21 protein-coding genes are annotated in these 18,787 nt (G+C 63.0%); 7 read left to right on the top strand and 14 right to left on the bottom strand.

Annotated elements, in window-relative coordinates:
• Positions 1-216: 216 nt before the first annotated feature.
• The 14 genes from SBI20_RS03545 to SBI20_RS03480 all read right to left on the bottom strand — a co-directional run bounded on the left by SBI20_RS03545 (position 217) and on the right by SBI20_RS03480 (position 13,387).
• Positions 217-849, bottom strand: coding sequence for a hypothetical protein (locus tag SBI20_RS03545; protein ID WP_317973749.1), 633 nt, complete (start codon positions 847-849; stop codon positions 217-219).
• Between the two features lie 125 nt (positions 850-974).
• On the bottom strand, positions 975-2,177 hold the full coding sequence (locus SBI20_RS03540) for an IS256 family transposase (RefSeq protein ID WP_317973748.1): 1,203 nt from the start codon (positions 2,175-2,177) through the stop codon (positions 975-977).
• 215 nt (positions 2,178-2,392) lie between these two features.
• The gene (locus SBI20_RS03535) at positions 2,393-3,667 is read right to left on the bottom strand and encodes an RNA-directed DNA polymerase (RefSeq protein WP_317973747.1); all 1,275 of its coding nucleotides are present in this window, start codon (positions 3,665-3,667) and stop codon (positions 2,393-2,395) included.
• 46 nt (positions 3,668-3,713) lie between these two features.
• Positions 3,714-4,906 (bottom strand): IS3 family transposase gene (locus tag SBI20_RS03530; protein WP_411911491.1). Its coding sequence is split into 2 segments (ribosomal slippage): positions 3,714-4,648 and positions 4,648-4,906, totalling 1,194 coding nucleotides; the frame shifts between segments, so codons are not numbered across the junction.
• Positions 4,907-4,933: 27 nt separating this feature from the next.
• Positions 4,934-5,323 carry a hypothetical protein gene (locus SBI20_RS03525; RefSeq protein WP_317973745.1) on the bottom strand — a complete coding sequence of 130 codons (390 nt, stop codon included), beginning with the start codon at positions 5,321-5,323 and terminating at the stop codon, positions 4,934-4,936.
• A 330-nt stretch (positions 5,324-5,653) separates the two neighbouring features.
• Positions 5,654-6,169 carry a hypothetical protein gene (locus SBI20_RS03520; RefSeq protein WP_317973744.1) on the bottom strand — a complete coding sequence of 172 codons (516 nt, stop codon included), beginning with the start codon at positions 6,167-6,169 and terminating at the stop codon, positions 5,654-5,656.
• A gap of 14 nt (positions 6,170-6,183) precedes the next feature.
• Positions 6,184-6,606, bottom strand: coding sequence for an N-acetylmuramoyl-L-alanine amidase (locus SBI20_RS03515; protein WP_317973743.1), 423 nt, complete (start codon positions 6,604-6,606; stop codon positions 6,184-6,186).
• 242 nt (positions 6,607-6,848) lie between these two features.
• Positions 6,849-7,586, bottom strand: coding sequence for a hypothetical protein (locus SBI20_RS03510; protein WP_317973742.1), 738 nt, complete (start codon positions 7,584-7,586; stop codon positions 6,849-6,851).
• The gene (locus tag SBI20_RS03505; RefSeq protein WP_317973741.1) at positions 7,586-9,556 is read right to left on the bottom strand and encodes a hypothetical protein; all 1,971 of its coding nucleotides are present in this window, start codon (positions 9,554-9,556) and stop codon (positions 7,586-7,588) included. The genes SBI20_RS03510 and SBI20_RS03505 overlap by 1 nt, the downstream gene beginning before the upstream one ends.
• 1 nt (position 9,557) lies before the next feature.
• Complete coding sequence (locus tag SBI20_RS03500; protein WP_317973740.1) at positions 9,558-9,797, bottom strand: hypothetical protein; 240 nt, start codon at positions 9,795-9,797, stop codon at positions 9,558-9,560.
• A gap of 11 nt (positions 9,798-9,808) precedes the next feature.
• A complete protein-coding gene (locus tag SBI20_RS03495) occupies positions 9,809-10,186 on the bottom strand; it encodes a tail fiber assembly protein (protein ID WP_317973739.1) in 378 nt (125 codons plus the stop codon).
• Between the two features lie 3 nt (positions 10,187-10,189).
• Positions 10,190-11,806, bottom strand: a complete 1,617-nt coding sequence (locus tag SBI20_RS03490) for a gp53-like domain-containing protein (RefSeq protein ID WP_317973738.1) — start codon at positions 11,804-11,806, stop codon at positions 10,190-10,192.
• A complete protein-coding gene (locus SBI20_RS03485; protein ID WP_317973737.1) occupies positions 11,806-12,444 on the bottom strand; it encodes a phage tail protein I in 639 nt (212 codons plus the stop codon). Before SBI20_RS03485 ends, SBI20_RS03490 begins: the two co-directional genes overlap by 1 nt.
• Positions 12,434-13,387 (bottom strand): baseplate assembly protein, encoded by a 954-nt coding sequence (locus tag SBI20_RS03480; RefSeq protein ID WP_317973736.1) that lies wholly within the window; start codon positions 13,385-13,387, stop codon positions 12,434-12,436. The genes SBI20_RS03485 and SBI20_RS03480 overlap by 11 nt, the downstream gene beginning before the upstream one ends.
• 113 nt (positions 13,388-13,500) lie before the next feature.
• On the opposite strand from SBI20_RS03480, the gene SBI20_RS03475 reads away from it, so the two are divergent.
• The 7 genes from SBI20_RS03475 (at position 13,501) to SBI20_RS03445 (ending at position 18,778) form a co-directional block, all read left to right on the top strand.
• Entirely contained in the window at positions 13,501-14,013 is a 513-nt protein-coding gene (locus SBI20_RS03475; protein ID WP_317973735.1) for a phage baseplate assembly protein V, read from the top strand.
• A gap of 14 nt (positions 14,014-14,027) precedes the next feature.
• Complete coding sequence (locus SBI20_RS03470; protein WP_317973734.1) at positions 14,028-14,375, top strand: GPW/gp25 family protein; 348 nt, start codon at positions 14,028-14,030, stop codon at positions 14,373-14,375.
• Between the two features lie 13 nt (positions 14,376-14,388).
• Complete coding sequence (locus SBI20_RS03465) at positions 14,389-15,495, top strand: phage tail sheath subtilisin-like domain-containing protein (RefSeq protein ID WP_317973733.1); 1,107 nt, start codon at positions 14,389-14,391, stop codon at positions 15,493-15,495.
• Positions 15,496-15,510: 15 nt separating this feature from the next.
• A complete protein-coding gene (locus SBI20_RS03460) occupies positions 15,511-16,020 on the top strand; it encodes a phage major tail tube protein (RefSeq protein WP_317973732.1) in 510 nt (169 codons plus the stop codon).
• Positions 16,021-16,135: 115 nt separating this feature from the next.
• Positions 16,136-16,483, top strand: a complete 348-nt coding sequence (locus SBI20_RS03455; RefSeq protein WP_317973731.1) for a phage tail assembly protein — start codon at positions 16,136-16,138, stop codon at positions 16,481-16,483.
• The gene (locus tag SBI20_RS03450) at positions 16,480-16,623 is read left to right on the top strand and encodes a GpE family phage tail protein (protein WP_317976027.1); all 144 of its coding nucleotides are present in this window, start codon (positions 16,480-16,482) and stop codon (positions 16,621-16,623) included. The genes SBI20_RS03455 and SBI20_RS03450 overlap by 4 nt, the downstream gene beginning before the upstream one ends.
• 4 nt (positions 16,624-16,627) lie before the next feature.
• Entirely contained in the window at positions 16,628-18,778 is a 2,151-nt protein-coding gene (locus SBI20_RS03445) for a phage tail tape measure protein (protein WP_317973730.1), read from the top strand.
• The last annotated feature ends 9 nt before the right edge of the window (positions 18,779-18,787 follow it).

Below are 18,787 nucleotides of genomic sequence, written 5' to 3'. Positions count from 1 at the left end.
CTCGATTGGGCGCAACCTAAAAATCCATGACAAACGGTGTAAAATAAAAAACTAAAACAAATTCAAATTATCACAATTTCCAAATTTAATTTACCATCCTCACGGTAATTCATATTACGGTGTATTGATATTTTTATATTTATATATAGTTATTAATTTCCCCAGCGTTGGCCGAAATTAAAACCACATTGGCTTTGCAATTATATTTTTTCATCACTAACGACGCTCGACTTCTTGACTAACAGCAGATCGCAGAAGCTCAATGAGCTCCACCCTATTCAATCGGGCCGAGGCAGATTGCAGGAGTTTGTCATAGTTCAAAAGCAGAGCTGCATTTCGGCGTGGGTTGAGGAACAGGATTTCGGACCACACATCACCTTCATTTTCAATTGAACGGGCATATTTCAACAGCCAGTACATCATGACCTGCCGGAAGTCGCCCGAGCCGAAATTACGCTCGGTATGCTTAACCTCGATGAGCATCGACCCAAGCGCGAAATCCCCGTTGCCTGACGCAACCCAGCCAAGGCCGGGGATGACGGGGCTTTGCTCCAAAACCGTGCCGGAACGCTGGGCTTGCACGCTACTCAGCATGAAAACCAAGTTTCGTGCCGCGTGTTCAGCAATTGCAATATCTCCTTCGCTCACGGATTCTGGAATGCGCGCGTCATAATGCTGCCTTTGGCGCTGCGATGCAGACTGGAGATGTTCTGGCCAATCTGCAACCTCGTCGCCGCGAAGTATCCCTTCAGCACGTGCGAAGGATAATTCGAATACCATAGCCTTCTGCAGCTGTGTCCGTTCGATCAAAGTTTCTGGGACTGCAACGATACCTTCGAATGAAAACATCTGCTTATTGAGGGATCCAACCAGTCCTCCGTTCAACCTTGGGAACAGCACGTCGAGGGATCGTGTCCCACGGCATGGTGTAGCTTATCTGGGCCACCGCCAAATTCGGCATCAGCTTGAGCCGATCATGCGCCTGGCACAGCCGAGAGCACGACGATGGGATTGTCGCTCACCGGCGCCATGGTTTCAAGCGACATGTATCGTCCACGCTGGACGGCCCATTCATCGGACTGTTCCATGAGAATGGCGCCGATGAGGCGGGTGATCGCAGCCTCGTTCGGGAAGATGCCGACAACCTCGGTGCGGCGTTTGATTTCGCCGTTCAGCCGCTCGATGGGATTCGTGCTGTGCAACTTGGCGCGGTGCTCCTTTGGGAAGGTCATGTAGGCCAGCACGTCGGGTTCGGCATCGTCCATCAAGGTGGCGAGTTTTGGGAGCTTCGGACGCATCTGGTCGGCGACAGAGCGCCATTGCTGGCTGGCTGCCTCGGGCGTTTCCTGTGCGAAGGCGGTGCCGATGAAGGCCGAGACGACCCGGCGACCGCTCTTGCCGGCATGGGCCAGGGCATTGCGCATGAAGTGGACGCGGCAACGCTGCCATGTCGCGCACAGCAGCTTGGAGACCGCCGCCTTGATGCCCTCATGCGCATCGGAGATCACCAGCTTCACGCCGCGCAGGCCCCGGCGCGTCAACTTGCGCAGAAAGGCCGTCCAAAATGGCTCAGCCTCCGATGGGCCGATGTCCATACCCAGCACTTCGCGGCGACCGTCGCTGTTGACGCCCACCGCAATGATCACCGCAACGGATACGATCCGGCCATTCTGGCGGACTTTGACATAGGTGGCGTCGATCCACAGGTAGGGCCAGTCGCCCTCGATCGGGCGATCGAGGAAGGCATGCACCTTTTGGTCGAGCTCTTCGCACAGGCGGCTGACCTGGCTTTTGGAGATGCCATCCATGCCCAGCGCTTTGACCAGGTCATCGACCGAGCGCGTCGAGATGCCATGCACGTAGGCTTCCTGGATGACCGCCGTCAGCGCCCGTTCGGCCATCCGGCGCGGCTCCAGAAATCCAGGAAAATAGCTGCCTTTACGCAACTTGGGGATGCGCAGTTCGACCGTGCCGGCGCGGGTGTGCCAGTCGCGGTTGCGATAGCCGTTGCGCTGGACGAGCCGGTCGGCAGACTTCTCGCCGTGACCGGCACCAGTCAGGCCTCCCACCTCCATCTCCATCAGCCGCCCGGCGGCAAACGAGATCATCTCGCGCAAAATATCCGCGTCAGGGGCCTTCTCGACCAGCGTGCGCAAGTGCATCATGGAATCGGTCATCGTGGTTCTCCAGGTTCGAGCTTTGCAACCCAAACCTATCCGAAAATCGCGGTGACCACCCGCGCTGCTGGCCGGACGCTACAGCGCTATATGGAAAGCGCGCGCCCGGCCAGCAGCGCTACCGTCAGAACCTACACCACGTCCCGGGACGCGACCCGTCGAGGACTCCCGGAATGTCCCGAGCCACGGTTCGAGGGTCCCTTCTGGGCAAGCGATCAAAGCGCATTTTTAGCCCAACTTTCATAGTACGCGGCGAAACTGCTTTCGAAACCGAGACTCCAAGATTGCGGGAGCGAAGGGCGTAACTGGTCGCGCGCCTTCTTTCCGTCGTCATTGAATGCAGCTGCGGCGAGCCAAAGCATGCGCTGCTCATTGGCGCCTAAATTGCTCCATTGCCCCCGCAGGCGTATGAAGCTTGGGCGATCCCGCCAGTATCTCCAGCAGTCGATGCAAGCCCGCTTGACTGTCGAAGAGGATGTGCCGTCATATGTCTGCCGTACGAAACTGCCGCGAACCTCTGTTCTGGCGAACCGAATTGCACGCAGGAAATGCAGGAGATTGGCTTCCGGCACCAAAAGATGCGGTGCAGCGCCAGGTATTTTGTCGAGCAACTCATCTAGCGCAGGAAAGATTGCCTCAAAATCCGGCTGGGAACGAACGGCATAGATTCCACGCATAATCTTTGACCAAGAGGCCCGGAAAGAATCGAGATTCTTCGGATCGAGCAGAGTGGCACATAGCTGCTCGGCGACTTTGGGCTCCTGAAATTTCAGGGCTCGCCCAATCTGCGCAACTACAAAAGCATCTGGCTGTGATTTTTCTAATTCGAGGCTAAGGATAAGTGAGATATCAATTTTATCAAAAGATTTCTTTAATTTCTCATATTCCTCTCTCGCATTATCAGAATATGGGTCGAAATGTAGATCTATTTCTCGAAGATCTGTACTTGAATCGTCGCCGACACCTAGTTGCGTTGATATGAAATCTTTATAATGCTTGGCACTGAGGAATGTCGTTTTGCTTCGGTTCAAAGACAAGCCATAGTCGGTGAGGGCATGTGACAGTACGGACAACGCTTTATAGGCATCCTGCTGTGATCGGCAGACCAGTGTAAAGTCGTCGACATAGCGGTGCCAAATTAGTCCCGCATCAGACAGCGATTGGTCAATTGGGGTCATCATGACCTCTGCGAGCACCCGGGCACATTGCCCCCCGACCGGCAAGCCGAACGAGCGACCCGAGGCCAACTTGTTCAAAATGCGGTCGATCTGGAGCGCAATGGTTGATCCATTTGCGGCTAAGTCTAAGATGACGTTCTCAAGCCTGTGATGATAAATATGTTCGTAGAAGCTCGCGATGTCGGTTTGGATGACGACTGCGTCATCCTCCTTTAGTACAGGCTCTTGGAGCGTGGCTTCCTTATAGGAACGCCAAGACCTAGCCCGATCGAAAAAATCGGCTGCGTCTTTACTCAAGCGATAGGAATGCACGCGCGGGCTTCGATTGCCCTTGACCTGCCCCCCGTCAGTCCCTCGATCATAACGAGAGTCCAGCAGTTAAATACGATGCCCCCTGCGCCTGCACAAGCGCGTCGTGCGTGATGGCTTCGTCCTGCTCGAACGCTCGACGCGCTTGTGCAGGCGTTCGATTTCCCAAAGATGAGTGTGGCCGGACGTGGTTGTAATCGTAGCGCCAGATGGCCAGCTTCCGGCGGGCATCGGCCAGGCTGTCGAACAGTTCCTCGTTGAGGAATTCATCGCGCAGCGAGCCGTTGAAGCTCTCGATGAACCCGTTCTGCTGAGGCTTGCCCGGGTCGATGTAATGCCACTCGATCCCATTCTTGCCGGCCCATTCGAGGATGGCCCGACTGGTGAATTCGGTGCCATTGTCGCTGACAATGCAGGCCGGTTTGCCATAGAGCCGCACCAGCGTGTCGAGTTCACGCGCCACCCGGGCACCAGAGATGCTGGTATCCGCGATCAGGCACAGGTTCTCGCGGAAGCAGTCATCATTGATGGCCAAAATCATGAACTTGCGTGATGCGCCGAAGGTGTCGGACACAAAGTCCATCGACCAGCGTGCCCCCGGTGCCAGCGGCACGGGCATCGGCGTGCGGCTGCCCCGCGCCCGTTTGCGGCCACGCCGCCGCCGCACTGACAAGCCTTCCTCCCGATAGAGCCGGTAGAGCTTCTTGTGGTTCATGATCATCCCCTTGCGTTCGAGCATGATGCCGATCCGCCGGTAGCCAAACCGGCGGCGCTTGCCCGCAACCTCCTTCATGGCGGCACGGATGGCGCTATGGTCAGGCGGGCGTTCGCGCCGGGCTCGGCTTTGGGCCATGCCCCCGGCATGGCCGTCGCCTGCGCTCTTGGGATCGACACCAATCAGCACGCAGGCCCGGCGTTGCGAGATCTCATAGTCCCGCAACACCCGCCGCACTGCGTCCCGCCGCTGGCCCGGTGTCGTCAGACTTTTCCCAGCAAGTCCTTCAGGATCGCGTTGTCGAGCATGCTGTCGGCCAGCAGGCGCTTCAACTTGCCGTTCTCGTCCTCAAGCTGGCGCAGGCGGCGGGCGGCGGATACCTCCAATCCGCCGTATTTGGCCTTCAGCTTGTAGAACGTGGCCGTGCTCAGCCCATGTTTGCGGCAAACCTCCACAGTCGGCAGCCCGGCCTCCTGCTCCTTGATCATCCCGATAATCTGCGCCTCGGTGAAACGGCTCTTCCTCATGCGTCTGCTCCTTGCAGTTGGCAGACTCTACATCAGAATGAGGGATCTTTCGGGGGGCAGGTCACCCTCGTTGGCTTCCGCAATGGCCAGTCCGAGGCCATTCAGATAGAGATTCCAGAAAGGGTGGATTTTAGCGGTGATGCGAAATCCATGCGGACCTGACGGAACGAGCAATCGTTCGTATATAATCATCAGACCGTTCAGAAATTCTTTCACCTTTAAGTCGTTCGGCTTTCCGATATTTTCGAGCTTTCCACTTTCGATTGCTATGAATAGCTCGATGCAGATTCCAGCCAGATCGTCAGCCTGTTCCTTTACAAACGCGGCATCGATGTCATACGGAAGGGTGTCATTTTCACCACTTTGGCCAATTTCCAATGCGGCGCGCAGAAAATGATTCTTGTCGACTTTGATCATGCCAACCTTGTGCCTTGGTTAGATCGCTTCGCCAAGCCACTTGCCCCTTCTTAGCCCACATTAAAGGCAAACCGGCATTTGAGGGTAAGCTTTTCAGGAGCGACCGAACGCTGGCGCTATCAATCCTCACCTTCGATCATTCGAGCCTCACCTCGGTTTGCGAACGAAGTCAGCTAAGATCGATCCGCAAGGCGAAGGTGCAAAACGGTTTGTCCTCAGTACGGACTTAGGTGAGGTGGATCGCGCGGTACCTGAAACGCCCGGTTTCGGTGTAACCAGACGGCCTCTGTAGCTATGTTGACCGGCCGGACTGTCCCATTCCTTGCCATTTCAGGGCGTATTTTGTCCCTCGCCCAGGCCGAGCGCCCAGTCGCGCAGGGACAGGGCATAGGCGGTCACTTCGGAGCAGGCTTGCACGTCTGCTTCGGATACCACGACACCAACGGCGGGCAGGCTTTCGCGAAGGCCGGGATCGCTACTCTGGGCGCCGAGGGCGGGGTTGCCGGGTGTACTGCCAGCGGTTTGGCCACGCACGCGGTGAGCATCAGCATAGGCAGCGCCAGCAGCGCGAGCCTGGGCAAGTTCGGTTTCATGGGCGGTGTCCTGCTTGGCGGCCTTCATCTGATAGACCGCTTCCTGATGGTGGATCGCTTCGGCAGACAGGCGCGTGGCCTCGGCCTGGGCGGCGACATAGCTGGCGCGGTCGGCGGCGCGCCCGGCCTGTTCGGTGCGCAAGGCCCCGCGATAGTGGAGAGCCGCTGCGCCCAGCCCCGCGAAGGCGAGCAGCCCGGCCAGCGCCAGCCCCCACTTCCAGCGCGACAGCAGCGGAATGATCGTTTCGAGCATGGTGCGCCCTCCCCTCAAGCCGCTTGCGCCAGCCACGCGGCGACGTCGAAGCTCGGGCAGGCCTTGGCCACGCCCGGCCAGTCGCGGTGGCCGCGCACGATCAGGTCGGGGATGCGCGCGCGATAGGTTTCGACCAGCTTGCGCAGGGCGGCGCTCTGGGCCGGGGTGCGGGTGTCCTTCGGCTTGCCTGCCTTGTCGACCCCGCCGACATAGCAGACCCCGACATTGCCGGTATTGGCCCCGCCCACATGGGCGCCCTTGAAGGTATCGGGCAGCGTGGCATGGACCGAGCCGTCCAGCTCGATCACATAGTGATACGACACCTGCCCGAACCGGGCGGTGTCCCAGGCGCTGATCTTCTCGGCAGGCACATCGCGCCCCTCGGGCGTGGCCGCACAGTGAATCGTCAAAAACCGGATCGGACCGAGCGGGGGCATGGCAGACACCTCGTGTTGGGGAGAGGCCCTGCCATGCCATCATGCGCGCGCGGTTGAATCAGTGCGGGGTTGTGGTGCCGGTGCCTACAACCCCGCACTGATCTCCGCGGAGAATATTAACTGAAAACACCGCGCGCCATCGTGCGGGTATAGTCTGCATCCAGGCTCGCTGGTTTCGAGATGCGGGAACATCCCAAGCCCCCTTCCGTAAGGGGCGATAGGGACGCTGTGAAGCGAGCTGGTTAAACCGCTGCACCGCAATAGGCAGCAAGGGCTTTAAGGCGCGTCTCAACCGCACCTTTCTCGATGGTGGAAAGCACCCGGTTGTACCAGAGCAGAGCCATTATTTCCTCGCTGGCTTGGAACGTAGACAGGAAGCCTGCGCCTATGCGCATCGGCCTGGTCGATCGAAGATCGCGGACCAGACCAGATGTCCAGGTCTGTTGGGAGGACGTACCGGCGGTCAGGTCTCGCAGCGTTGCGGTACGGGCCAAGCTGTCAACCTCCACTCGCAGCATACGCCAGGGGGCATCAGCAAGAGCGATGGCCGCATAGCCGCCAAGCGTTGCGACCACTCGCGTGCCCGCGCTGGTTGCTCCGTCATATGTACCGGTGTGGAAGTTCAGCACACCGCCGTTCTCCATGTACAGGGCAGTGCCCCACGGGCCGTTCGTCTCGTAATTACCGATGAAGGTGCCGCGTCCCATCGCGTTCGGCCTTGCAATTGCATAGACCGTGCAGTCGGCTGTTTCGGCGACCTGTGTATCGACCCAGCCTGCACTGCCGTAGACCGCCGATTTCGGCGATACGGCGGGATTACCGGTGGCGGTGAACGCAAGACCGTCCTCGGCCATGTTCAAAGTCGAGCGGTCCACCGAGACGCCTGCGACGAGGGCAGCCTTGAGACCGGTTTCGACGCCAGGATGCCACTTCCTGGCAGTGGCATAGGCATCCGTGTCTTTGAGGAGGAAAGTAGGCATCAGGCTTCCTTCACGACATCAAGGCAGAACTGCACACACCAGTTCGCCCCGCAGTAAGGTTGATTGTTGAGGGCGGAAATGTTCTCGCCAGCGCTCAGATCGGGGGCAGGGTAAGTCCAGACAAAATCGTGCGTCCAGGGATCGCTGTCGCACAGTTGGCCCATGCCAGCGTGGTAGGTCTTGTCACCATACCAGAGCCGGGCGGTGCCGCTGATCACGCGGGAAAGGGTGATCCTGACCACAGTGTCCGCCACAATCTCGACTGCCGTGAGAGGGACTTCGCCACCGCCATCGGTCACCCGAAACCCCTTGTCGGTCGTATTGACCTCAGCGGCGCCATTGTAAGGCGTACCAAATCGCAGCGGGGCCGAGGGTACAAGGAAATCGACCAGCAGGGTCGTTTCCCTAACCGTTGCCTTGCGCGGGCGAAGCGGGTGCCACGCGCGCCCCAGCACCTGCGTGATGAAGGCGACCTTTCCGATCTGGCAGCCGTGCCAGCGATAGCTGTTGGCAAGGAGATGAGCGCCCGGGTCCGGATACTGGTAATAAGGTCCGACCAGATAGACGCCAGGTACCTCGTCGGCGACATCAAGGAAGGCCATCTGGACCCCCAGCAAGTTGTCATCCCGGGTATAGCTCCCTCCGGGAGGGGTCAGGTATACAAGGGGGGCGACAGCCTGCCCGGTCAGGGCCATATAATCGGCTCGCTTGTTGGAAATCCAACTGATTAGTGCGGCCTTGTAGGCAGCACGCGCCGCCCCCGCGTCATTTTCGCCCTGTGACCAGGACAATGACGAGACGATGGCAGTTTCACCCTGCGCAGCGGCAATAGCCGCGATCTGACGCACGGCATCGTTGCCACGCAAGTAGATTTCCGGCGCTGCGCCTTTTGACAGTTGCGCGATCGAGCGACCACCTACACCTGCCGCGACGGCAACCAATTTGCGGGACGGGATATCGGGTTGGAAAACCATCGCGGCCATCCTGGCCTTGAGCGTTCGCAGCCACCCACTCATGTACGTTTCACCGTAATAGGCGGTACCCTCGCCAGCGGGGACCACGGTGCTGCCACCAGATCCTGGACCCTGTCGCCCTTCGCTCAAAGGCTTGAGCATAGCCGGGCCGATCGGGGTATAATGGACGTCGTCGATACTGGCAGCACGAACCTGATCGCCCAGCATAAGGCAGGACAACCCCGATGTCGTGGTCAGCGCTGCCCCTGCCTGTGAACCGATGGAAAACGACTGGCCTTCGCTGACGGCAATCGCATAGTCACACGTCATCGGCGGTGCCGGGACGATCTGAGCGCGGATGTAGCTTGAGGCCGCCTTGTTTGCCTCGTCCCGTTCGGCAATCGTGGGGGTGGCCGCCGCAGCGGGGACACCAACGGTGGCTCCGGGCAGTTCGAAACCAAGCCCGTCGACGAAGTTCAGCCGCGATCCGCCCCCGATATAGCCCAGGAGCGGCGTATCGAACCGCTCGGCAGACAATTCGACGTGGTCGAGAACGGATTGGGTCAGATGAGACTGGTCGATATCAGAGCCAGACAGGCTTATGTGTTCAAAGCCGAGTGAATCAACAAAGTTCATTTTACGTCCGTCGCCAGCATAGCCCAGCAGCGGTGTGTCAAACGCGCCAGCAGTGAGCCAAACATGGCTCAAACGGCTGCTCTCGAAGCCAAGAGCATCCGTGAATGCAACGCTGCTGCCTACGTCGGTGGAAAGCAAATCGAGCCGCGCGCTGCTGGCGGCCATTTCCTCTGCATATATGCGCGCGCTCTTGCTGCCAGGACCATCTGGCTCGATCCCCTCGGCCCACGCCTGTGCCTGTTGCACATGAGGCTGCGCGAGCGCGTCCACGAGCGGCCTGGCCCGCAGGCGCACCATGTCTTCGCCCTTCACGACAGGCAGCGTTTCCTGGCCATCCACGTCATCGGGTGCAAGCACCGGCAGATCGGTAATCTTTGCCATGTCAGGCGTCCTCGTCGGGCGTGGCCGGTTGCGCCGCGATGGCGCCGACCGCGATCTTGTGGGCGACGCCCAGCGCGACCTGCGCGACGCGGGCCTGGGTGGCGGCCTGGTCGTAGCGGCCATCGTCGTTCAGGACCGCGTTGACGCGACGGTCATGGACGATGGCGCCGCTGGTGAAAGTCACTGGGACAGTGCGGGTGGCGCGGTCATAGGCGCCGATCTTCGTTTTCAGGTCAGCCATGGGGTGTCCTTTCAGGCGGGCGGCAGGGGCCATGCGAGAGGGGTGAGATCGGCAGCAGTGCCGGGTAGATCGCGCAGGGCCTGGCGGTATGCGGCCCAGGCGCTGCGAGCAGTGTCGGGGATCGGGCTGTCGGCGGCCTGCGTCCAATCGCAGGCCGCCAGCAGGACATTGCGGCGGCGGCGGATCACGGCCAGCACGTCGTCACGGGAGAGCGGGGCCGCGGCGACCACCGGCTTTCCATCGTCCCCGGCGACAATCCTGTGGCCGGGCCGCAGATCGGCCAGGGCGCGGTCGCGTTCGTCGGCGGTGATCGCGATGGCGTCAGGCGGCGCGGGAGCGCCGTGCCCGTCCTCATAGAAGCCGCAGGTCGAGGGGCTGAAGTAGATCATCGTTCACCGTCCGATTGCGATGTAGGGGAGCGTGACATTGGAGATGTCGGCGGCCTGAAAGACGGTAAAGCCGTTGACCGTCCTGGCCGTCAGCAGGGTATTCTGGTCGGACGCATTGTTGACGGCATCGATCGTCGGGAAGACCACGGCCGGGACGTTTTCAAACGCGATGGGAAAGGTTGCGTAGCTGTAGGTGTCCTGCGTCAACGGAACGGTCCCGTAGACGATCTTCAACCCGTTGCTCAGAGCGAGATAGCCGGTGCTGCCGATCGACTGGGCGGTGATCCGCGCGAAGGCATCGGCCTGAAAACCGTCGAACAGGTCCGCGTCGAGGCCTGAGCCGGAACCGTCGTTGTCGGGCCCCCACAAGTGGTTGTTGTTGCGCTGCACGTAGGCGGCGTTCACGTTCAGGGTCGCGTTCGCCAGATTGGGCTCGGTGACGATGTTGCCCTGATCGTAAGTGTCGACGGTCAGCTGCAACTTGCTGCCGTTCCAGCCAATCTTGATGGCATTGGACTGCTGGCCGACACCCGTGCCCTGTTGCACCGGGGCATAGCCCAGTCGGCCGATGATGTCCGCGTACCAGCTGCCCTGCTGCCCATCGAGCAGATCGGCATCGAGACCAGAACCGGCGCCGTCGTTACCCGCGTTCCACGTCAGCGAATTGCTGGGACCACTGTATATCTCGCATTCGTTGAAGTAAAACCGTGACCCATTGTATTCTATGTAACGCGTATTGCTGTCACCGAAGCGCAATATGCCGCGATCGGGTCCTGTACGGGTGTGCAAGTCGCCGCTGGCGCGTGCCTCCGCCCGGTTCCCACCTGCCGTTCCGAAAACAAAGGTGCCGGTAACGTTGTCCCCCGCCTTGTTGACCGGGGTGTATCCCAGACGCGCCGGGATGTTCACGAAATAGCTGCTGTCCAGACCGTCGAGCAGATCGGCATCGAGGCCACTCCCCGCCCCGTCGTTGGTCGGTCCCCATGGCACATAGCCGAGACGCGCGGCGATGTCGGTGTAATAGCTGCCCTGCTGGCCATCGAGCAGGTCCGCGTCCAGGCCCGAACCTGCCCCATCCTGCGTCAGCAGCCATCCGAGGATGGCCGCCTGGGCGGCCTGGGGTGTGAGGGCGCGCAGGGCGTCGATCCCGGCCTGCGCCTCGGCCACGGTGGCCAGTTCGACAAGGCCCCGGGTCTGTGTCGTGGCGGGCGGCGGGGTGAACGCCGGATTGCCGAACGAGATATTCTCGACGATTTCGGCAGTGAACGCGACGTCGAAGGCGACCAGGGCAAAGGCCAGACCGGCCTTTGACAGGATCGGGTCGGGCGAACTGATCGCGGCGAACAGGGTGCCATCCGACAGGTAGATCCCGGCACCGGTTGCGGTCCAGGTATCCTGCGAATTATCGAATGCCTCAATGTGGACGATGTTGTCCCCGGCAGAAGTACCGGCAACGCCATCGAGGCGCTTGAACTCACCGGGCAGCGCGGTGAGCGTGGGGGCAAAATCAAAGGCGGTGGCGGTCAGCCCGACTTGGGCGATCACCGTGGACGCCGAACCGGCAGCAGCGGTCACCGCCGCGACACCGGCAGCGGTGAGGTGGAAGACCAGGGAGGTCATCAGTGTGTCTCCAGATAGTCGCTGCCATCAGGCAGGAAGAGCGGCTCGCCTGTTTCTGTCTGGAACACCGCCGACCAGTCGCGGGAGGTGTCCAGCTGCGCTGCGGCATCGGTGCGGAACATCGCGCCACCGGCGCCCGCCACGGCAAGGAACAGGCTTGCACTCGTGTCGAGTACATGGACGAAGTGGAAATGGGAGCGGGCCGGTTTGGCGATGTCGACATCCGCGATGATCTGCTCGGACATCGCCGGTGTCAGGAAAAAGGCACCGACGTCCGCCGGGGCGCGTACCTCGAACGTATGCGGCTCGCGGCGGGGCACGGCCTCATGCCACTCGATCAGCTTGAGTGAGGGATGGTAGCGGCCCAGCACCTCTTCGACGGCGCTGCGGGTGCCCTTGCGACGATGATAGGGGATCGCGTCCGCGATGGCCGCGCGTTTGGCCTCCACACTCCAGCCCGTTTTCCAGTGGCTGATCGCAAGGCCCCAGGCGAGCCAGGGCAGCGCGGGCAGCGGGCAGGTCTGCGGGTTCCACAGATCGGCAATCGGCAGTTCCACCGCCGAGAGCCGCTGGCCAAGCCGCGCCAGCCCGGTTTCGAGCGGGGTGGCATTGGGCGGGAGCAGGCTATCAGTCGACATGGCCAGCAATCCGCACCGCCACGCCCAGGCATGCTCCCGCCTGCTGGCGGGTGATCGGCACATCCGCCGGGGGCTGGTTGATCACCGCGTTGTGAACCCCGCTGACCATCGCCGCGCCGAACAGCCCGGCGCGGGTGATCGCCCGGCCCAGCTTGCGCGCCCCGGCGCGATAGGCCTCGACCGCCTGCTGCACGGCGGCCAGCACCACGGTCTCGTCAGGGCCGGTGTAGATGGTCAGGTCGATGTCGATCTCGTAGGGCACGATGCTGGCCGAAACGACCTTCGGCCAGTCAGTCAGCGGGCGCACGTCTTCGGCGACGGCCATCTCGACCGCCTCGATCTCCGCCGCGCTGGCCGAGCCATCGCCCAGACTGGAGAGCAGCGAGATGATCACCGTGCCCGGCCAGACCATCGCATCGAGCGCGGCCTCCATCGCCGCGACCAGATCGGCCACGGCCCCTTGCGCGGCCAGGCACCCCATGACCACCGCGCGGATGTCGTCAGGCCGGGGCGCGGCGACGCTGGCATCGGCAATCGTGGGCGCGGCGGAAAGCGCATAGAAGCGATAGGCACTGGCAGGCCCGGCCACCGAGAACGCCTCGGGAGCCAGCTGGATGCGCGCGCGATAGGCCGTGTCGTCCTCGCCTTCCAGACGCCCCACATCGAGCAGCGCGCCCAGCTGATCGAGATTGCTGCCCGTGGCATAGGCCAGCATCACCTGTCGCGCCCGCTCGTTGAACTGCTGGCGGATCAGCATCTCGCGATAGGCGACCACCTCGAGCACCTTGACCGCCGGATCACTGGTCACCGTCGCGTCGAAGGCGGGCAGTTCGGCCACCAGCTGATCGACAATCGCGGCCCGGATCGCCTCATAGGAAAGCTGCTCGACCACCTCGGGAGGGGCGAGTTGCGACAGGTCGAGGGCGGACGTGCTGGATACCATGGCCCCGCTATCACCCCGGCCCCGGCCCCTGTGCCACCCGCGCGCGTTGTGAGGCCTGCTCTCACAACCGCGCCCCATGGCCCGATGCGCGCGGCCATGGCCAATGAGCATCCATGCGTAGCCCCGAAAGCACCCTCACCGATCCCGACGAACTGATCCGCTTTGGCCATGTGGTCTCGGTCGATCTGACCGCCGGAACGTGCGTGGTCGAGATCGACGACAACTTGCGCACCGGCCCGATCCGCTGGGCCGCGCCGCGCATGGGCCAGACCCGCGTCTGGGCACCGCCCGCCGTGGGTGAACAGGTGCTGGTGCTGTGCCCGGCGGGCGAGATCGGCGCGGCCATCGCGCTGGGCGGCATCACCTGCGACGCCTTCCCCCTGCCCGGCAACGGGGTGACCGACCTCGTCCGGTTCCGCGACGGCGCGGTGCTGTCCTACGATCCGCAAGCCCATGTTCTGGCCTTCGCGCTGCCCGATGGTGGCAAACTGGCCCTCACCGGCGATCTGGCCGTGAGCGGCACGATCACCGCGACGGGCGACGTGACCGGGGCCGGGATCAGCCTTTCCGCCCACCGGCACGGCAGCGTGCAGGGTGGCTCGGGCCAGAGCGGCGGTCCCCTGTGATAGTCTCGACCGGCATGAGCCGCACGAGCGGCGCCACGCTCTCGGGCGACGAACACCTTGCCCAGTCGTGCGAGGACATCGTCACCACCCCGCTGGGCACCCGCGTCATGCGCCGCGACTATGGCTGCCTGCTCGCCGAACTGGTCGACCGCCCGCTTAACCGCGCGACCTTCCTGCTCGCTTCGATGGCCATCGCCCTCGCGCTCGCCCGGTGGGAACCGCGCATCACGGTGCGCCAGGTCACCGTCTCGGGCGATCTGGCCTCGGGCCGGGCCGTTACCGAAATCACCGGCACCCGCGCGGGCACCACGGCCAATGCCCTCACCCGCCTGACCATCCCCCTCACCCGTCTCGCCGCCTGATCAGGAGAGCAGCATGTTGCACGGCATCAAGACCAATTTTCTTACCGATGGCGCCCGCTCGATCGCCTCGCTCTCGACCGCCGTGATCGGCATCGTGGGCACCGCGCCCGATGCCCCGGACGCAGCCTTCCCGCTCGGCGCGCGCGTGCTGATCACCGACGTCGGCAAGGCGCTGGCCACGATCGGCAAGACCGGCACCCTGCCCCAGGCGCTGGCCGCCATTGCCGATCAGGCCAGCCCGGTGATCGTGCTGGTGCGCGTGGCCGTCGACGCCCAGGATCAGGACACCGTGACCATGGCGGGCATCGACCTGCTGCTCGGCGCCGAGATGGAGACCGGCCAGCGCCCGCGCATTCTGGGCGCCCCCGGCCTCGACACCCAGACCGTCACCGCGCACTTTGCCGGGGTGGCGAAGAAGCTGCGCGGCTTCCTCTATTTTGCCGGGCAAGGCGCAAGCGTGGCCGAGGCGATCACCTATCGCGCCAACTTCGGCGAGCGCGAGATGATGATGATCTGGCCCAACTGGAGCGCGTCCTTTGCGGGCGATGCCGTGGCCCGCGCCATGGGCCTGCGCGCCCGGATCGATGCCGACACGGGCTGGCACAAGACCATCTCGAACGTCCCGGTCACCGGGGTCACCGGCATTGCTGTCGACGTCACCTTCGACTTCGGCAGCGAGGACACCGACGCGGCCCTGCTCAACGCCGCCGGGATCACCACGCTGGTCCGCTTTGCCGGTGGCTATCGCTACTGGGGCAACCGCACCTGTTCGAGTGAGCCGCTCTATGCCTTCGAAAGCGTTGCGCGCACCTCGCAGGTTCTGGCCGACGAGATCGCGCAGGGCCTCGCCTGGGCCAGCGACAAGCCGATGACCATCCATCTGGTCAAGGACGTGATCGAGACCATCAACGCCCGCATCCGCACTTATGTCACGCAAGGGCGGCTGATCGGCGGCGCGTGCTGGTACGACCCCGCGCTCAACGCCGAGGCCGATCTGGCCGCTGGCAAGGCCGTGCTCGACTACGACTTCACCGGCGTCGCCCCGCTCGAAGGCCTCGAACTCAACCAGCGGGTGACCGCCCGCTACTACGCCGATTTTGCCAGCCAGCTGGCCTCGTAACCAGGAGCATTCCCCATGGGGTTCCCCTTCAAGCTCAAGCAAATGGACATGCTTCTCGACGGCCTTGGCCATCTGGCCGAAACCGAGGAAGTGACCATCCCCAAGCTCGTCCTCAAGACCGAGGACTGGCGCGGGGGCGGCATGCTCGGCCAGGTGCCGATCGACATGGGCCTCGACAAGCTCGAGTTCGAGTTTTCCATGGGCGGTCTGATTCAGGCCGCGCTCGCCCAGTTCGGCACCACCGCGCTCGCCGGTGCCCTCGTGCGCTTCGTGGGCGCCTATCAGGAAGACCAGACCGGCACCGTCAAGACCATCGAGGTCGTGTGCATGGGCCGCTACACCGAGATCGACTTCGGCAATGCCAAGGCGGGCGACAACACCGTCCACAAGTACAAGATGGCGTGCAGCTATTACCGCCTGATCGTCGATGGCGTCGACTGGATCGAGATCGATCTGATCAACATGATCTTCATCGTCATGGGCGTCGACCGCTACGCCGACATTCGCGCCGCGCTCGGTCGCTGATCCCCCTTTTCCGTTCCGGGCAGTTTCCTGCCCGGCGCCCCTGCCGACAGCAAGGCGGTCCTGTCGGCAGGGGATCTGCCCGACCGCTGCCCTTCTTCTCACAGGATCGCCTCCCATGACCGAGCTCACCCCTGCTTCCCCCGCAACCGTCACCATCGCCTTCGGCCAGCCCATCGTGCGCGACGGTGGTCCCGTCGAAAGCGTGATCGTGCGCAAGCCCAAAGGCGGCGATCTGCGCGGGGCCAAACTGACCGAACTGATGGCCGCCGATGTCGATGCCGTCGCCCGCGTGATTCCGCGCATCACCACCCCCGCGATCCTGCCCCACGAGTTCTACGCCCTCGAGGCCGACGATCTGGCCGAAGTGGTCGGCACGGTGGTCGGTTTTTTTCTGAACAAGGCCCAGCGCGAGGCCATGGCCTCGATGGCAGGGGGGATGGCCGGGGAGATGAGCGGGGCCTGAGTGTCGAAAGCCTGATCGCCGATATCGCCGCCGTCTTCCACTGGCCGCTCTGGGAACTCAACCAACTGGAGCTTTCCGAACTGATCGACTGGCGCCGCCGCGCCGTGGCGGTGTGGAACCGCATGAACAACCCGGAGTAACCCCTTGGCCGACAACCGGCTCTCGCTGATCGTCTCGTTCACCGGCAACGACAAGCTCTCGGGCGCGATCAGGAACCTGATCGGCCTGGGGCGCAACGGCGACCAGGCCCTCAAGGGCATGTTCAAACAGGCCAATAACCTCAAGAAGGAAATGGCCAATCTCGACAAACAGATCGGCAAGACGAGCGGGAATGTTTCCCCGCTGATCGACCAGCAAAAGGATCTGGCCGCCCAGCTCGAAAAGGTGAACGCCCAGATCGACCGGCAGAAGGCGCTCAACGCCTTCCATGCCGATACCAACCGGATCGGCCAGCGCGGCGCGGCCCTGCGCAGTGCCGGCACCGACAATGTGCTGGGCGGGGCCGCCATGGCCGCACCGCTGATTCTGGCGGGCAAGGCCGCGATGGATTTCTCCTCGGGCATGGTCGACATCGCCCAGAAGGCGAACCTGTCGCAGGACCAGACCAACGCCATGGCCCAGGGCATCCTGCGCGCCGCGCAGGCCGCGCACCAGATGCCCGAGGCCATGCGCCAGGGCGTCGATGCGCTTTCGGGCTTCGGCATCGACCCGCGCGAAGCCATGCAGATGATCGGACCCATTGGCCGTCTGGGCACGGCGATGAAGGTCGACATCGCCGATGGCGCGGCGGCGGCCTCGGCCAACCTCCAAAACCTCAAGGTCGGACTGGGCGATACCGGCAAGGCGCTCGACATCATGGCGGCGGGCGGCAACGTGGGCGCGTTCGAGGTCAGGGACATGGCCCGCTACTTCCCCAGCCTCACCGCGCAGGCCCAGGCGCTGGGCCAGTCGGGCCTTGGCGCTGTGGCCGATCTGACCGCCGCCCTCGAAATCGCCCGGCGCGGCGCGGGCACCAGCGAGGAAGCGGCCACCAACATCGCCAACCTGCTGGCCAAGATCAACTCGCCCACCGTCACGCGGGCTTTTGCCAAGAACTTCGGCGTCGACCTGCCCGCCGCGCTCAAGGCCGCCTATGCCCAGGGCAAGACCCCGATGGAGGCCCTGGCCGCGATCACGCAAAAGGCCACCGGCGGCGACTTGTCCAAGCTGGGCTTGGTGGTCGAGGACATGCAGGCCCAGTCGGCCCTGCGCACCCTGATCCTCAACATGGACGACTATCGCAAGATCAGGGCCGATCTGGGCAAGAGCGGCGGCACGGTGCAGGCCGCCTTCGCCCAGCGCGAGGCACTCGATGCCTCCGTCGCCTGGCAAAGCTTCACCGGCACGATGAGCGCCCTTGCCATCACGCTGGGCGCCACCCTGCTCCCGTCGGTAACGCAGTTCTTCGGATGGGTGAACACCGGCGTCTCGGCCATCGCGCGCTGGGCGCAAGCCAATCCCGAACTGGCTGGCCAGATCATGACGCTGGCCAGCGCCTTCATCGCGGGCCGCATGGCGCTGGGCGCGCTGCAATTTGGGTTCGGGTCGGTGCTTTCCGGGCTTGCGACGTTACGTAACGGCTTCATGATGGTCCGCGCCGCATTTGCGGTACTGGCCCCGATCATTGGTGCCATCGGTCTCTGGCCCATCGTGATCGGCGCCGTCTTCGCAGCGCTCGCCTATGTGATCTACAGCCATTGGGGCGCGATCACCGGGTTCTTCCAGCGCACCTGGGCCTCGATCAAGGCTGTATGGGACGGTGCGCCCGCGTGGATGCGGGCGATCGGCGGCATGATGATGGACGGCCTGCTCAACGCCCTGATCCCCGGACGCCTCGCCTCGCGCCTGCTCGAAATCGCCCAGGCAGGGATGACCGCGTTCCGCAATTACTTCGGCATCAAAAGCCCTTCGCGCCTGATGATGGAGATGGGCGGCCACATCACCACCGGCCTTGGCCAGGGTATCACCGGCGGCACCGCACAGCCCTTGCGCGCCATGGGGCAGATGGCCCGCCGCGTGGCCGGCGCCGGGGCACTCTCGCTGGCCGGTCCCTCGCTCGCCCCCTCGGCCATGCCCGGCTTTGCCCGCACGGGGCCGCAAGGTGCCAGTGCCCGCGCAGCCCCTGCCGCGCCGATCACCATCAACATCCACCAGCAGCCCGGCGAAGATGCCGAGGCGCTGGCCCGCCGCGTCATGCAGCTGATCGACCGCGAAAAGCGCGCCTCGGGCCGCTTTGCCGACGATTTTGACACCTGAGAAAGGCCC

It is taken from the genome of Novosphingobium sp. IK01 (assembly GCF_033242265.1).
GTDB lineage: Bacteria > Pseudomonadota > Alphaproteobacteria > Sphingomonadales > Sphingomonadaceae > Novosphingobium > Novosphingobium pituita.
This window is presented reverse-complemented; position numbering and strand designations above follow the sequence as displayed.

Bases quoted from the DNA above. Each gene is read 5' to 3' on its own strand.
- SBI20_RS03495 (WP_317973739.1), bottom strand. From the start codon at position 10,186: ATGATCTACTTCAGCCCCTCGACCTGCGGCTTCTATGAGGACGGGCAC.
- SBI20_RS03480 (WP_317973736.1), bottom strand. From the start codon at position 13,387: ATGGTATCCAGCACGTCCGCCCTCGACCTGTCGCAACTCGCCCCTCCC.
- SBI20_RS03485 (WP_317973737.1), bottom strand. From the start codon at position 12,444: ATGTCGACTGATAGCCTGCTCCCGCCCAATGCCACCCCGCTCGAAACC.
- SBI20_RS03520 (WP_317973744.1), bottom strand. From the start codon at position 6,169: ATGCTCGAAACGATCATTCCGCTGCTGTCGCGCTGGAAGTGGGGGCTG.
- SBI20_RS03475 (WP_317973735.1), top strand. From the start codon at position 13,501: ATGCGTAGCCCCGAAAGCACCCTCACCGATCCCGACGAACTGATCCGC.
- SBI20_RS03505 (WP_317973741.1), bottom strand. From the start codon at position 9,556: ATGGCAAAGATTACCGATCTGCCGGTGCTTGCACCCGATGACGTGGAT.
- SBI20_RS03525 (WP_317973745.1), bottom strand. From the start codon at position 5,323: ATGATCAAAGTCGACAAGAATCATTTTCTGCGCGCCGCATTGGAAATT.
- SBI20_RS03545 (WP_317973749.1), bottom strand. From the start codon at position 849: ATGTTTTCATTCGAAGGTATCGTTGCAGTCCCAGAAACTTTGATCGAA.
- SBI20_RS03515 (WP_317973743.1), bottom strand. From the start codon at position 6,606: ATGCCCCCGCTCGGTCCGATCCGGTTTTTGACGATTCACTGTGCGGCC.
- SBI20_RS03540 (WP_317973748.1), bottom strand. From the start codon at position 2,177: ATGACCGATTCCATGATGCACTTGCGCACGCTGGTCGAGAAGGCCCCT.
- SBI20_RS03455 (WP_317973731.1), top strand. From the start codon at position 16,136: ATGACCGAGCTCACCCCTGCTTCCCCCGCAACCGTCACCATCGCCTTC.
- SBI20_RS03465 (WP_317973733.1), top strand. From the start codon at position 14,389: ATGTTGCACGGCATCAAGACCAATTTTCTTACCGATGGCGCCCGCTCG.
- SBI20_RS03500 (WP_317973740.1), bottom strand. From the start codon at position 9,797: ATGGCTGACCTGAAAACGAAGATCGGCGCCTATGACCGCGCCACCCGC.
- SBI20_RS03460 (WP_317973732.1), top strand. From the start codon at position 15,511: ATGGGGTTCCCCTTCAAGCTCAAGCAAATGGACATGCTTCTCGACGGC.
- SBI20_RS03470 (WP_317973734.1), top strand. From the start codon at position 14,028: ATGAGCCGCACGAGCGGCGCCACGCTCTCGGGCGACGAACACCTTGCC.
- SBI20_RS03490 (WP_317973738.1), bottom strand. From the start codon at position 11,806: ATGACCTCCCTGGTCTTCCACCTCACCGCTGCCGGTGTCGCGGCGGTG.
- SBI20_RS03510 (WP_317973742.1), bottom strand. From the start codon at position 7,586: ATGCCTACTTTCCTCCTCAAAGACACGGATGCCTATGCCACTGCCAGG.